This is a genomic window from Massilia sp. 9096 (genome assembly GCF_000745265.1).
Lineage (GTDB): Bacteria > Pseudomonadota > Gammaproteobacteria > Burkholderiales > Burkholderiaceae_D > Telluria.
This window is the reverse complement of the sequence record NZ_JQNN01000001.1, coordinates 4142357-4156477: the sequence shown is the minus strand read 5'-3', so window position 1 is coordinate 4156477 and position 14121 is coordinate 4142357. Positions and strand designations below refer to the sequence as shown.

Sequence of the window (14121 nt, the reverse complement as noted above, 5' to 3'; positions counted from 1 at the left end):
CGGCCAAGCATAAGGGAGCATTGCATGCGTCAGCACATTTCGAATACCTTGCGGCCGACCGTCCTGGCGTCCAGCATCCTTGCCGCACTGGCCCTGATGGCGCCGCAGGCGTACGCCCAGGACCGGGGCGGCCAGCCGGCGATGCACCGGGTCGAGATCACCGGCTCGTCGATCAAGCGCATCGACAGCGAGACCGCCCTGCCGGTGCAGGTGATCACGCGCGACGACATCGACAAGATGGGCGCCACCACCGCCGCCGAGCTGGTCAGGAACATCAGCGCCAACACGGCGCCGCTGACCGACGGTCCGAGCATCTCGGACAGCACCTCCGGCCAGCGCGGCATGAATGGCGCCAACCTGCGCGGCATCGGCGTGTCGTCCACGCTGATCCTGCTGAACGGACGGCGCCTGGCGAACTTCGCCTCTCCCGGCGACAACGCGGGCGTCGACCTGAACAACATCCCGGCCGGCGCGATCCAGCGCGTCGAGGTGCTCAAGGACGGCGCCTCGGCGATCTACGGCACCGACGCGATCGGCGGCGTGATCAACTTCATCACGCGCAAGGACTACGTCGGACTCGACCTGGCGGCCTCGGGCGAGGGCACCCAGCACGGCGGCGCCGGCAAGAAGACGGCCGCCATCAGCGCCGGCGCCGGCAACCTGCAGACCGACCGCTTCAATGTGTTCGGCGTGTTCGACGTCCAGCAGCTCGACCGCCTGCGCTCGGGCCAGCGCAGCTTCATCGCCGACCGCGCATTGGCGACCACGCTGCCGGCGCAGATGTCCAGCAATACCTTCCCCGCCAATATCGACATCTCGAGCGCGCAGCGCAACGCCCTGATCGGCGCCGGACTGCTGGCGCCGGGCAGCACCGTCAGCCGCGTCAACCCGAGCGCGCCGGGCTGCAATCCGCCGGCCACCGTGTATGCCGCCAAGGGGCCGGGCGGCGTGGCCGGCTGCAGCTACGACTACATGGAAGACACCGAGATCTACCCAGACTCGCGCAAGATCGGCTTCATCGGCCGCGCGACCTTCCAGCTCGATCCGCAGAACCAGCTGTTCGCCGAACTGGTGCAGACCCAGGCCAAGTCGACCTACGTGCTGTCGCCGAACCCGGTCCGCATCCGCAACCTGCCGGTGAGCATCCTGCCGGCGGCCTACCGCGCGGCGCTCTCCGGTCCCGGCCTGCCCGCCACCTTCAGCGGCATCCGCTACCGGATGACCGAAGCCGGCAACCGCAGCAACGAGGTCACCAGCACCGGCCAGCGCCTGGTGCTGGGCGCCACCGGGACGCTGGGCGCCTGGGACTACGATGCCGGCCTGTCGCGCGCCGAGAACCGCGCCGTCGACCAGTACGTCAACGGCTACGTCCTGTACGACCAGTTCGACGCCGGCGTGCGTTCCGGGATCATCAATCCGTTCGGCCCGTCGTCCCAGGCCGGCCTGGACCTGATCAACAGCATCCGGATCGACGACGAGGCACGCAAGGCGAAAGGCGTGTCGACCATGCTCGACGCCAAGATGTCGCGTCCGTTGATGGCGCTGGCCGGCGGCGACCTGGCGATCGCCATCGGCGGCGAATTGCGCCATGAGCACCAGGTGTTCACGCCCTCCGATCTGCTCAAGTCGAACAACATCGCCGGCGACCGCGACAGCACGATCGCGGCCGGCGACATCGCCGACGTCGAGACCGCCGACGACAGCCGCAACGTGGCCTCGGTGTTCACCGAGCTGGTCGCGCCGGTCACCAAGGAACTGGAACTGCAGTTCGCGCTGCGTTACGACCGCTACAGCGAAGTCGGCAACACCACCAACCCGAAGATCGGCCTGCGCTGGCAACCGGCCCAGGCCCTGCTGCTGCGCGCCTCGGCCGGCACGGGTTTCCGCGCGCCCTCGCTGTCGGACCTGAAGCGCCCGACCATCTACGGCACCACCGCCGGCATCCTGACCGACCCGCAGTGCGTCAAGCAGGAAGGCAGCATCGACACCTGCACCGACCAGTGGGACGTCGAGCGCCGCTCGAACCCGAACCTCAAGCCGGAGAAGTCGCGCCAGTTCACGCTCGGCGCGGTGTTCGAGCCGGTCAAGGGCGCCAGCCTGTCGCTCGATTACTGGAACATCGAGAAGAAGGACGTGATCAGCACGCTGGGCGAGCAGGTCATCATCGAGAACCCGGCCGCCTACAACGGCAAGTACATCCAGCGCGACGAGGACGGCTTCATCACCAGCATCCTGCTGATGAAGGAAAACCAGGGCCGCCTGAAGACCAACGGCTTCGATGTCGGCGCCGACTGGCGCAGCGACCGCGGCGCCTGGGGACGCTTCGGCGTCAACCTGTCCGGCACCCTGGTGCTGCGCTATGACCGCCAGTTCGGCCCGCAGGAACCCTACCGCAGCAACCTGGGCGTGTTCCTGAACGACCAGGTGATCCAGAAGTGGCGCCACCGCGTCAACTTCGAGTGGGACAACGGCCCGGTCTCGCTGACCCTGGCGAACCAGTATTCGTCCGGCTACACCGACCAGAACACGACCTACGACCCGTACACCGACAAGCTGCTGGCGCCCAACCACGTGCAGGCGTATTCGCTGTGGGACCTGACCGGCAGCTGGTCGGTCACCAAGAAGCTCAAGCTGCGCGCCGGCATCCTGAACCTGTTCGACAAGGATCCGCCGTTCTCGAACCAGGCCTACTACTTCCTGGCCGGGTACGACCCCAGCTACACCGACCCGCGCGGCCGCAACGCCTTCGTGAGCGTGAATTATTCGTTCAAGTGACACGGGCCGCATGTTGAAGAGCTGGTGTCTCGCGCTGGCGCTGGCGCTCGCGTGCGCATGCTCGGGCGTGCACGCGCAAGAACCCAAGGGATCGCTGGTCATCATCGGCGGCGCGCTGCGCGCCGACAATGCCGAGGTGTGGCGGAAGATCGTCGCGCTGGCGGGCGGCAGGGGCGCGCGCATCGCGGTGCTGCCGACCGCGGCCGGCACGCCCGAACGCGAAGGGCAGCTCACCGTGGACTGCCTGAAGCGCTACGGCGCGCGGCCCTTCGTGGTGCCGGTCGCGCCGCTGCTGCCAGGCACGGACGCGCGCAAGGTCGCCGACGATCCGGCCCTGGCGGAGCAGATGAGCAAGGCCGGCGGCGTCTTCTTCACCGGGGGCGACCAGGCCCGCATCACCTCGACGCTGCGGCGCGCGGACGGCAGCAACACGGCGCTGCTGGATGCGCTGTGGCGCCTGTACCGGCGCGGCGGCGTGATCGCCGGCACCAGCGCCGGCGCCGCCATCATGAGCCGCACCATGTTCTACGATCCGCCGCTGGACGTGATGCCGGTGCTGAAGAACGGCGTGGTCGATGGCAAGGACGTGGCGCCCGGCCTGGGCTTCGTCGGCGACGGTGTCTTCATCGACCAGCACTTCCTGGTCCGCGGCCGCTTCGCGCGCATGCTGCCGGCGATGGTGGCCAAGGGCTACACGCTGGGCCTGGGCATCGACGAGAACACGGCCGTGGTGGTCGGTCCCGCGCACGAAGCCATGGTGATCGGCTACCGCGGCGCGCTGGTGCTCGACCTGCTAGGGGCCAGCGTCGACAAGACGCAGCCGCTGCTGAACCTGTCCAACGCGCACATCAGCTACCTGGACAGCGGGGATCGACTCAACCTCCTCACCCTCGCGGTTGCGCCGGGACCGGACAAGGCGCCCCTGACGGACGCCGACCGCGAGCACCGCGCGCCGATCTTCAGCACCGACATCGTCGGCAACACCTCGGTGGTGGACCTGCTCGAGAAGCTGGCCGACAGCGACCAGCAGCGCGCCGTCGGCGTCGCTTTCGAAGGCCCGGGCAGCGCGAATCCGGAACGCGGCTTCGAGTTCACGTTCACACGCGTGCCGGAGACGCGCGAATACGCCGCCAACCGCGAGGATGCGTATTCGATCTACCGGATCCGGATGGACGTGCGGCCGGTCAGGATCGCCCAGCCTTTCTATTCGGCGCAATAAAAAAGGGCGCCGGAGCGCCCTTTTGTCGATTGCCTGCTTATGCTGTTACTGCTTCAACAGCGGCTTCAGGTACTTGCCGGTGACGCTGTCCGGGTTGTCCGCCACATCCTCCGGCGTGCCGGTCGCGACGATCGTGCCGCCGCCCGCGCCGCCTTCGGGACCGAGGTCGACGATCCAGTCCGCGGTCTTGATCACGTCCAGGTTGTGCTCGATGATCGCCAGCGTGTTGCCCTGGTCGCGCAGACGGTGGATCACCTTCAGCAGCAGGTCGATGTCGGCGAAGTGCAGGCCGGTGGTCGGCTCGTCCAGGATGTACAGCGTGCGCCCGGTGTCGCGCTTGGACAGTTCCAGCGACAGCTTCACGCGCTGCGCCTCGCCGCCCGACAGCGTGGTCGCGCTCTGGCCCAGCTTGATGTAGCCGAGGCCGACGTCGAGCAGCGTGTGGAGCTTGCGCGCGATGACCGGCACGGGTTTGAAGAACTCGTGCGCATCCTCGACCGTCATCTCCAGCACTTCGGTGATGTTCTTGCCCTTGTACTGGACTTCCAGCGTCTCGCGGTTGTAGCGCTTGCCGTGGCAGACGTCGCACGGCACGTACACGTCCGGCAGGAAGTGCATCTCGACCTTGATCACGCCATCGCCCTGGCAGGCTTCGCAGCGGCCGCCCTTGACGTTGAACGAGAAGCGGCCGGCCGAGTAACCCCGTTCCTTGGCGGTCGGCACCGTCGCGAACAGGTCGCGGATCGGGGTGAACACGCCGGTGTAGGTCGCCGGGTTCGAACGCGGGGTGCGGCCGATCGGCGCCTGGTCGACCGAGATGACCTTGTCGAAATGCTCGAGGCCGTGGATCGTGTCGTGCGGCGCCGGCTCCGTCTGCGAACCGTACAGGTGGCGCGACAGCGCCGGGTACAGCGTGTCGTTGATCAGCGTCGATTTACCGGAACCCGAGACGCCCGTCACGCAGGTCATCAGGCCGACCGGCAGCTCGAGCGAGACGTTCTTCAGGTTGTTGCCGGTCGCGCCGGTGATCACCAGTTGGCGGTCCGGATCGGACTGGGTGCGCTTTTTCGGGACGTGGATCTTCTTCTTGCCGGACAAGTAGGCCGCGGTCAGCGACTCCTTGTTCTTCATGATGTCCTTGAGCGAGCCTTCGGCGATCACCGCGCCGCCGTGCACGCCCGCGCCCGGACCCATGTCGACGATGTAGTCGGCGGTGCGGATCGCGTCCTCGTCGTGCTCGACCACCAGCACGCTGTTGCCGATGTCGCGCAGGTGCTTGAGCGTGGCGATCAGGCGGTCGTTGTCGCGCTGGTGCAGGCCGATCGACGGCTCGTCCAGCACGTACATCACGCCGGTCAGGCCCGAGCCGATCTGCGACGCCAGGCGGATACGCTGCGCTTCGCCGCCCGAGAGCGTATCGGCGCTGCGGTCCAGCGACAGGTAATCGAGGCCGACGTCGTTCAGGAATTTCAGGCGCGCGACGATTTCCTTGATCACGCGCTCGGCGATGTCTTTCTTGGAACCGCTCAGCTCGAGATTGTCGAAGTAAGTCAGGCATTCGCGCAGCGGTGTTTTCGCGACTTCATAAATCGCGCGCTGCTGCGGGCCATTGCCGATCTTGACGTAACGCGCTTCGGTGCGCAGGCGCGCGCCGCCGCAGGTCGGGCATTCCTTTTCGTTGATGAACTTCGCCAGCTCTTCCTTGACCGCCATCGAATCGGTTTCGCGGTAACGGCGCTGCAGATTGTTCACCACGCCCTCGAACGTATGCTCGCGGATCACGGTGCGGCCGCGCTCGTTCACGTAGGCGAACGGCACCGCGGTTTTACCCGAGCCGAACATGACGACGTCCTGCGCCTGCTTCGGCAATTGCTCGAACGGCTTATCCAGGTCGAAGCCGTAATGGTCCGCCAGGCTGCTCAGCATCTGGAAATAGAACTGGTTGCGACGATCCCAGCCCTTCACGGCGCCGGACGCCAGCGACAGGTTCGGGAAGGCGACGATGCGCTTCGGATCGAAAAACTCGATATGGCCCAGGCCATCGCATTCCTGGCAGGCGCCCATCGGGTTATTGAAGGAGAACAGGCGCGGCTCGAGCTCCTGCAGGGAATAGCCGCAGACGTTGCAGGCGAATTTGTTCGAGAAGATGTGTTCCTTCTCGGTGTCCATTTCGTAGGCCACCGCGCGGCCATCGGCAATGCGCAGCGCGGTCTCGAAACTCTCGGCCAGGCGCTGCTTGATCTCGTCGTTGACCTTGACGCGGTCGATCACGACGTCGATCGTGTGCTTTTCGGTCTTTTTCAGCTTCGGCAAATCGTCGACGTCATAGATCTTGGCCGTGCCGGTGCCGCTCTGGATGCGGAAACGCACGAAGCCCTGGGCCTGCATCGCCTCGAACAGGTCGCTGTGCTCGCCCTTGCGGTTGGCCACCACCGGGCCCAGGATCATCAGCTTGGTCCCTTCCGGCATGGCCAGCACGGCGTCGACCATCTGCGAGACGGTTTGCGCCGCGAGCGGCTCGTGCGAGTGGTCCGGGCAATACGGCGTGCCGACGCGCGCGTACAGCAGACGCAGGTAGTCATGGATTTCGGTGACGGTGCCGACGGTCGAGCGCGGATTGTGCGAGGTCGCTTTCTGCTCGATCGAGATCGCCGGCGACAAGCCTTCGATCAGGTCGACGTCCGGCTTTTCCATCAGCTGCAGGAATTGGCGCGCATACGCCGACAGCGATTCGACGTAACGGCGCTGGCCTTCGGCATACAGCGTATCGAAGGCGAGCGACGATTTACCGGAACCCGACAGGCCGGTAATCACGATCAGCTTGTTGCGCGGCAGGTCGAGGTTGATGTTCTTGAGATTGTGCGTGCGGGCGCCGCGGATTCGGATTTCTTCCATTAGCTTGTGTGGAGCCTTTCAATGGTTTGCGGGCCGGCGCACGAAAAGTCGACGGTGAGCGGCCGAACGAAGAGGGGAACTCGCTAGTTTAACTGGTTTTATACACAGTGGTTGGCAATGACCCGGAAATGCAGCCGCCAACCGTTCAGCAAACCGGTACCGTCCGTATGTGGTCAGGACACGCGGCAATTCAATGACAGACTCACCAGAAAGCGAAAAATATTTTCGCGATGACGCGGATGCATGACGCCGGCCCGGGTAAATATTGCCGGCTCGCCATTTGTATGTGACTATCGAATGCCATCCAGATAAGGTCGAGCCATGAACATGTCGCGTCTTCTTTGCCAGGTCGTGCTGGCCTCGCTCGCCGCCACGCTTGCCGGGCCGGCGAGCGCCGCCTTGCGCCTGAGCGTGACGGCGGCGACCAGGAGCCAGGTCAATCCGGGCGCCAAGGGCATGCCCGAGCGCACCGTGGACAGCGAGGTGCTGCTCGGCGACACCTATCTCAGCCGGCGCGAAGGCAACATCACCGTCGTCTACGATTTCGAGCGGCGCCGCCGCTACGTCCTGGACGAAGCCGCCAAGACCTTCGACGAGTACTCGCTGTTCGACACGCTCGGCTTTCGCGAGCTCGAACTGCGCAACCGCGCCGCGCTGCGCAAGACGATCGCCGCCACCACGCCCGAGCGCAAGCTGCCGTCCGAGCTCGAGGACCAGCACGAACTGAGCGTGCAGGGCGCCGAGGCGTACCCGGTCGAAGTGCGTACCGAAGGCGCGGACGAGGTGTTCGCCAGCGGCGACGCCATCCTGTTGAGGCATGGCAAGGAGGCGACGCCGGTGTCCCCGGCCGACGCCGCGCGTTTCGTGCAATATCTGCGCTATACCTTTTCCGGCTATCCGGCCGTGCTGGCCGCGCTGCAGAAAGAGCAGGCCATCCCGGCCCGCATCACCTACACCTTCCAGCCGGGATGGGGTACCGGCACGGTCGAGCTCAAGATCGGCGCGCCGCGCCAGGCCGACGCCCCGGCCACGTTCACGCTGGCCGGCTATGCGCCGCGCCAGCCGGCCGGCGACGCCGTGACCCTCGACGACATGATCGAGCGCGCCTGGGCCATGCGCAGCGCGCTGGCCACCCGCGCCGTGCGCCCGAATGCAGAGACGCTGGCCGCCAGCCTGCGCGAGCAGCGGCCGCTGGACGCCTTCCTGACCGTGACCGAATACCGGGTCGGCGGCGTGGCGATGCCGCCGTTGCCAGACGAGCAAAAGCAGGCGCTGCAAACCGATCCCGACCTGCGGCAGCTCTCGACAGCCCTGGCCGCCAAGACGCCCGAGGAGCTGCGCCAGGCGGTGACGACGCTGCAGGGCTTGCGCGCGCAAGCGGCGCCCGCCCGGCGCTACCTGCTGAGCCTGTTCGAAGCCAACGACCACGTGATGCTGCGCGAAGCGCCCGCGGCCGCCGCGCTGTATCTCGACGTGCTGCGCGCCAATCCGGCGCTGGCCGGCGCCTATAAAGATATCGGCGACTTCTACTTTTTGCGCCTGGACACCCAGCGCGCCTGGCGCAGCTGGACGATAGCGCGCGCACTGGCGCCGCTGTGGCCCACTCTCGACAGCATCACGGCGCGCGAGCGGACGCTGGCGACACGGTTTCCCGAGTATTTCGAGCTGGCGCCTAGCGCACAAAAAGCCCCGTAATTTTGACGCGAATCTCTTCCAAACCGGGCACTTCGACACCATATCGACTGTCTGAGGATGTGGTGGCTACGGGGCCGCTTCGGTGGCTGTATTGGCCCATCCACAACCCTCATTTTTTTGCCTCGGAAGCCTTGCGAAGAGGCATAATAATGGACTCAAACTAACCAGTTTCCCCGGCACTTAGTCATCGTGCAGAGCCAGGGATCACACGAAAGGGTATTTCACCATGGCATCAGTCAACAAGGTCATCATCGTCGGCAACCTCGGCCGCGATCCGGAAATCCGCTACATGCCGAGCGGCGACGCCATCGCCAACATCGCCGTGGCGACGTCGTACAAATCGAAGGACCGCAACAGCGGCGAACAGAAAGAGCTGACCGAGTGGCACCGCATCTCGTTCTTCGGCCGCATGGCTGAAATCGTCGGCCAGTACCTCAAGAAGGGTTCGTCGGTCTACGTCGAAGGCCGCCTGCAGACCCGCAAGTACACCGACAAGGACGGCGTCGAGCGCTACTCGACCGACATCGTCGCGGAAAACATGCAGATGCTGGGCGGCCGCCAGGGCATGGGCGGTGACAGCTACGACGGTGGCGGCAGCGGCAGCTACGGCGGCGACGCCGGCTACGACGCCCCGCCGAGCCGTCCGGCGCCGCAACGCCAGGCTCCGCCGGCCCCGGCCGCACGTCCGCAGCCGAAACCGGCGCCGAACTTCTCGGATATGGATGACGATATTCCGTTCTGATCGCGTCCCAGTCAGGCAATAAAAAAATCCCCGTCACCGTTCCCGGTCCCGGGGATTTTTCATGTGCGGCGCCGTTCAGGTGATCTCGAACCCCACCGCCGGCAGCCCCGCAATCGTCCCCGTCACCATTCCCAACGCTTGCGGAAACACCATCCCCGTGTACGACCCCGCGGTCACGACCGTCCCGGCCGGCAGCGCGATCGCCTGTTCGCGGCAATGCCGCACCAGCCAGGGCAGCAGGCGGCGCGGATCGCCGGCGGGATTGCTGCCGGCGCCATCGAAGATGACCTGGCCGTCCAGCACCAGGCGCGCCTGCGGGCTGCGCACGTCGACCTCGCCGCGGTAGTCGACGAACTCGCCGATGATCAGCGCGCCATGGTTCTGCAGGTCGGCAAGCTGGTTCGGCTTGGGCACGTCGGGCCAGCCGGCCAGGCGGCTCGAGACGATTTCGATCGATGCCGCGATGCCGGCAATGCTCGCCAACACCTCGGCGTCCGCGACCGGCGCCGCATCGGGCAGGAAGTCGCGCCCGAAACGGAACATGATCTCGAGTTCGATGCCGAACAGCGGAAAACCGCTGCGCGCCAGGGTCGCTCCGCTGGCGTGGATGCCTTGCCGCGGCAGCGGCGCGCCCTGGATCGGGCCATCCTCCGATTTGGCGCCGATCTTCCAGCCGCCGATGTCGAGCCGATGGCGTTGCAGGAACGCCCGCTGCGCACGGTAGGCGGCGGCATTGTCCGGCGCGTCGAGTTCGGTCGGCACCGTCACTTGGCTGCCCTTGCGCGCGTGCGCGTCGGCCAGCAGCTGGCCGAGCTGTTCTGCTAGGTCGGGATGCGTCGTCATGGTCATGCCTGCGGTTCGATCGCGACGCCCGGTGCGGGCGCGGCGGGGCGGTGGAACTTGTTGTCCGGCTGCATGCGGAACGACAGCAGCACGCCGATGCCCATCAGGACGATGCTGCCGACGAAGGGCAACTCCCAGTTGCCGGTCGCGTCGATCACGTAGCCGGAGATGACCGGCGACAGGATCGCCGCCATGGCCGATCCGGTGTTCATGATGCCGCTGGCGGTGCCGCAGCAATCCGGCGCGATGTCCATCGGGATGGCCCACATCGGTCCGATCGTCATCTCGGCGAAGAAGAAACCGGCGCTCAGGCTCAGGGTCGACACCAGGCGGTCATGGGTGAACATCAGCGGCAGCAGCGACAGCATGGTCAGGAACATGCAGATCGCGACCATGTAGCTGCGCGCCTTTTTGAGGTTGCCCGAGCGTTTCAGGATGCGGTCGCTGATGATGCCGCCCAGGGTATCGCCGACCACGCCGGCGAAGAACACGCCGGAGGCGAACACCGCCGACTTCTTGATGTCCAGGTCGTAGCTGTGCAGGAAATACTGCGGGATCCAGCTCAGGAACAGCCACAGCGTCCAGCCATAGCAGAAGTAGACCAGCGTGACCGGCAGCATGCGCATGAACAGCGGCCCCCACGGCACGGCGGCCTGCTTTTTCTTCACGACCGGCAGCGCGCTCAGCTCCTGCTGGGTGATGCGCGGATGCTTGGCCGGATCTTCGGTGAAGACGCGCGACCAGATCGCCACCCACACCAGGCTGATGACGCCGCAGATATAAAACGATTCGCGCCAGCCGTGCCAGGCCATGATGGCCACCACCGCCGCCGGCGCCACCGTGTTGCCGATACGCGAGAAGGCGTGGGTCAGGCCCTGGGCGAAGCCGCGGTTTTCCTTGGCCACCCAGCTGCCCATGGCGGCGGTGGCCGCCGGGAAGGTGGCGCCTTCGCCGAAGCCCAGCAGCAGCCGCGCCGCCAGCAGCGAGACCAGCCCGCCGGCGAAACCGGTCAGGATGGTGGCGAGCGCCCACAGCAGGCCGCACCAGATCAGGGTCTTGCGCGCACCGAACTTGTCGCTGACCCAGCCGCCGATGATCTGGAATACGAGGTAGGGATAGGCGAAAGCCGAAAAGACCAGGCCGATCTCGGTTTTCGACAGGTTGAATTCCTTGCCGAACCCGGACGAGGCGGTGCTGACGTTGACGCGGTCCAGATAGGTGATGAAATACATGAAACACAGCATCAATAGCACGACGCTGGTTGGCCGCAAACGCAGGAATTTCATGGGTGTCTCCAGTTGGTGCCGGCTGTCGCGGCGCAGGCGACGTCCTCTGCGGGATCTGTCCGGGGCACGAATTGCATATGTGACTTTGCCGGCGCAGATCGTGTCCGCGCCGACGCCATTTGCTGCCTCAATACCGCTTCTGTACTTCTCGCTGCTTCAAGCCGCCTTCAGGTCGACCTGCCGTTCCTGCGCGGTGAGCGCTTCCATCGCCGCCTGCACGCCGCTGCCGGCGAGCGGCACGCCCGCCAGTTTCAGGCCCATTTCGCAGCCGGCCAGGGTGGCCATCAGGGTCAGGTCGTTCGCTTCGCCCAGGTGACCGATGCGGAACATCCTGCCTTTCAACTTGCCCAGGCCGGTCCCGAGCGACATGTCGAAACGCTCGTAGATGATCTTGCGGACCTGGTCGGCATCGATCCCCTCGGGCATCACGACGCCGGTCAGCACCGGCGAATACACGGCGGGGTCAAGGCACTGGATCTCGAGCCCCCATGCCTTGACCGCCGTGCGGCAGGCATGCGCCAGACGTTCGTGGCGCGCGAAGGTGTTGTCCAGGCCCTCGCCCAGGATCATGTCGAGCGCTTCGGCCAGGCCGTACAGCAGGTTGGTGTTCGGCGTGTATGGCCAGTAGCCGGTGGCGTTCATCTCGATGATCTCGTGCCAGCCCCAGAACGCCTTCGGCAGTTTCGCGCTCTTGCTGGCGGCGAGCGCCTTTTTCGAGACCGCGTTGAAGCTGATCCCCGGCGGCAGCATCAGGCCTTTTTGCGAACCGGAGACGGTGACGTCGACGCCCCACTCGTCATGGCGGTAATCGGCCGAGGCCAGGCCGGAAATCGTGTCGACCAGCAGCAGGGCAGGGTGGCCGGCGTTGTCGATGGCCTTGCGGACCGCGGCGATGTTCGAGGTGACGCCGGTCGAGGTTTCGTTGTGGACCACGCACACGGCCTTGATCTCGTGCGCGGCGTCCTGGCGCAGGCGCGCTTCGATCATGTCGGCCTGCACGCCGCGGCGCCAGCCTTCGATGCCGGGCAAGCCGAGGAATTCCGGCTTCAGGCCGAGCGCCTCGGCCATCTTCTTCCACAGGGTGGCGAAGTGGCCGGTCTCGTACATCAGCACGTGGTCACCCGGGCTCAGGGTATTGGTCAGCGCCGCTTCCCACGCGCCGGTGCCGGAGGCCGGATAGATCACGACCGGCTGCTCGGTCTTGAAGATCTGCTTGATGCCTGCCAGGACCTGCAGACCGAGCGCGCCGAATTCCGGGCCGCGGTGGTCGATGGTCGGGTAGCTCATGGCGCGCAGGATGCGGTCCGGGACCGGGCTGGGGCCAGGGATCTGCAGGAAGTGACGGCCGGCGGGGTGGAAATCCAGTTTCAACATGGTGCCTCCAAAAAATCAGTGATTGATTCATTTTGTATTTTGCATGCAAAACGAGTCTAGACCCTGTTTCGGCGAAGGTAAAGGTTTATTTCGAGGCAATACTGAACAGTAACTTTTGCAGATGACAACCGTGTTACGTCAGGTGTAAGGACGTGCGGACGCAGATCTGAAAACCTCGCATGTTAAAATAACAGCGAAAAGCAAGCTAAGGTTTTGTATGCAAAATTCAGTGATCGAGCCGCAAGCCGGCTCCGTAGCGGCCGGACTGGCCGTCCCCAGGCTGGCGCGCCAGCATCTGCACGACAGCGTCGTCGAGCACCTGCGCCATTTGATCGTCGAAGCGGTATTCGCACCCGGTACCAAGCTCAACGAGCGCGAATTGTGCGAAACGATGGGCATCTCGCGCACGCCCCTGCGCGAGGCGCTCAAGGCATTGGCGGTCGAAGGGCTGGTCGAGATTTCGCCCAACCGCGGCGCCTCGGTCTACAAGATGTCGACGACCGAAGTCCGCGAGACCTTCGAAGTCATGAGCGGCCTGGAAGCGTTGGCCGGCGAGCTGGCCTGCGAGCGCATCAGCGAAGGGGAGATCGCCGAGATCAAGGCGCTGCACTACGCCATGTTGACCTGCAAGGCGCAGAACGACTTGCCCGGGTATTACAGCCGCAACCAGGCGATCCACGACAAGATCAACGAGGCCGCGCGCAATTCGGTCCTGCGCCAGACTTACCTGAGCGTCAACCGGCGGCTCCAGGCGCTGCGTTTCAAGTCGAATTTCAAGTCCGGCAAATGGGACCGGGCGGCCCACGACCACGAAGAGATGATCGAGGCGCTGGAAGCGCGCGACGGCAAGCGCCTCGGCGCCATCCTGCGCCAGCACCTGCTGGACAAGCGCGACGCGGTGATGGACATGCCCTCGAGCGTGGGCGACTAGCATCGCACGGCGCCGGTGCCGTCATCAGCCCGGACCGCGCCCTCGAGGATGGCGCCGCCGCCACGCTTTGGCCGAGCAATACTGGCACCCCCTCCCTCATCCGTGTAATATCTCGACCTTGGGTGCGCCACTCCCGCCCGGGAGCTGGCGTTAAACGGGAAACCGGTGACTCCGCGTCCACTTCGAACGCGGCCATTCCGGTGCAGCCCCCGCTGCTGTAAGCCTGACGACTCCGGTCATATGCCACTGCGACGACAAGATCGCGGGAAGGCCCGGAGAAGGATGACGGCGAGCCAGAATACCGGCCCAAACAAGCCAGCACCATTCCCCGGGGTGACGGGAAGCGCTGTCGACTTGCGTC

At 65.6% G+C, this 14121-nt stretch carries 9 protein-coding genes and 1 riboswitch; of the genes, 5 read left to right on the top strand and 4 right to left on the bottom strand.

Features of this window, described 5'->3' with window-relative positions:
* Window positions 1–24 precede the first annotated feature (24 nt).
* Both FA90_RS17965 and FA90_RS17960 read left to right on the top strand, forming a co-directional pair.
* Window positions 25–2775, top strand: a complete 2751-nt coding sequence (locus FA90_RS17965; protein WP_036171043.1) for a TonB-dependent receptor — start codon at window positions 25–27, stop codon at window positions 2773–2775.
* Between the two features lie 10 nt (window positions 2776–2785).
* On the top strand, window positions 2786–3994 hold the full coding sequence (locus FA90_RS17960; protein ID WP_036171041.1) for a cyanophycinase: 1209 nt from the start codon (window positions 2786–2788) through the stop codon (window positions 3992–3994).
* 45 nt (window positions 3995–4039) lie between these two features.
* On the opposite strand, the gene uvrA is transcribed toward FA90_RS17960, so the two are convergent.
* A complete protein-coding gene (gene uvrA / locus FA90_RS17955; RefSeq protein ID WP_036171039.1) occupies window positions 4040–6889 on the bottom strand; it encodes an excinuclease ABC subunit UvrA in 2850 nt (949 codons plus the stop codon).
* Between the two features lie 327 nt (window positions 6890–7216).
* On the opposite strand from uvrA, the gene FA90_RS17950 reads away from it, so the two are divergent.
* Window positions 7217–8584 (top strand): hypothetical protein, encoded by a 1368-nt coding sequence (locus tag FA90_RS17950; RefSeq protein ID WP_156116762.1) that lies wholly within the window; start codon window positions 7217–7219, stop codon window positions 8582–8584.
* A gap of 226 nt (window positions 8585–8810) precedes the next feature.
* Window positions 8811–9326 (top strand): single-stranded DNA-binding protein, encoded by a 516-nt coding sequence (gene ssb, locus FA90_RS17945; protein ID WP_036171033.1) that lies wholly within the window; start codon window positions 8811–8813, stop codon window positions 9324–9326.
* Between the two features lie 75 nt (window positions 9327–9401).
* Here the strand turns inward: ssb and FA90_RS17940 are convergent, their stop codons facing one another.
* From FA90_RS17940 to FA90_RS17930, 3 genes are all read right to left on the bottom strand, one after another.
* The gene (locus FA90_RS17940; protein ID WP_036171029.1) at window positions 9402–10169 is read right to left on the bottom strand and encodes a 2-keto-4-pentenoate hydratase; all 768 of its coding nucleotides are present in this window, start codon (window positions 10167–10169) and stop codon (window positions 9402–9404) included.
* A gap of 2 nt (window positions 10170–10171) precedes the next feature.
* Window positions 10172–11455 carry an MFS transporter gene (locus FA90_RS17935; protein WP_036171026.1) on the bottom strand — a complete coding sequence of 428 codons (1284 nt, stop codon included), beginning with the start codon at window positions 11453–11455 and terminating at the stop codon, window positions 10172–10174.
* Between the two features lie 156 nt (window positions 11456–11611).
* Window positions 11612–12829, bottom strand: a complete 1218-nt coding sequence (locus FA90_RS17930) for an alanine--glyoxylate aminotransferase family protein (protein ID WP_036171023.1) — start codon at window positions 12827–12829, stop codon at window positions 11612–11614.
* 217 nt (window positions 12830–13046) lie between these two features.
* Here FA90_RS17930 and FA90_RS17925 point away from each other — a divergent pair, with 217 nt between their 5' ends.
* Complete coding sequence (locus tag FA90_RS17925; protein WP_036171021.1) at window positions 13047–13760, top strand: GntR family transcriptional regulator; 714 nt, start codon at window positions 13047–13049, stop codon at window positions 13758–13760.
* 103 nt (window positions 13761–13863) lie between these two features.
* Window positions 13864–14085: riboswitch (cobalamin riboswitch) on the top strand.
* The last annotated feature ends 36 nt before the right edge of the window (window positions 14086–14121 follow it).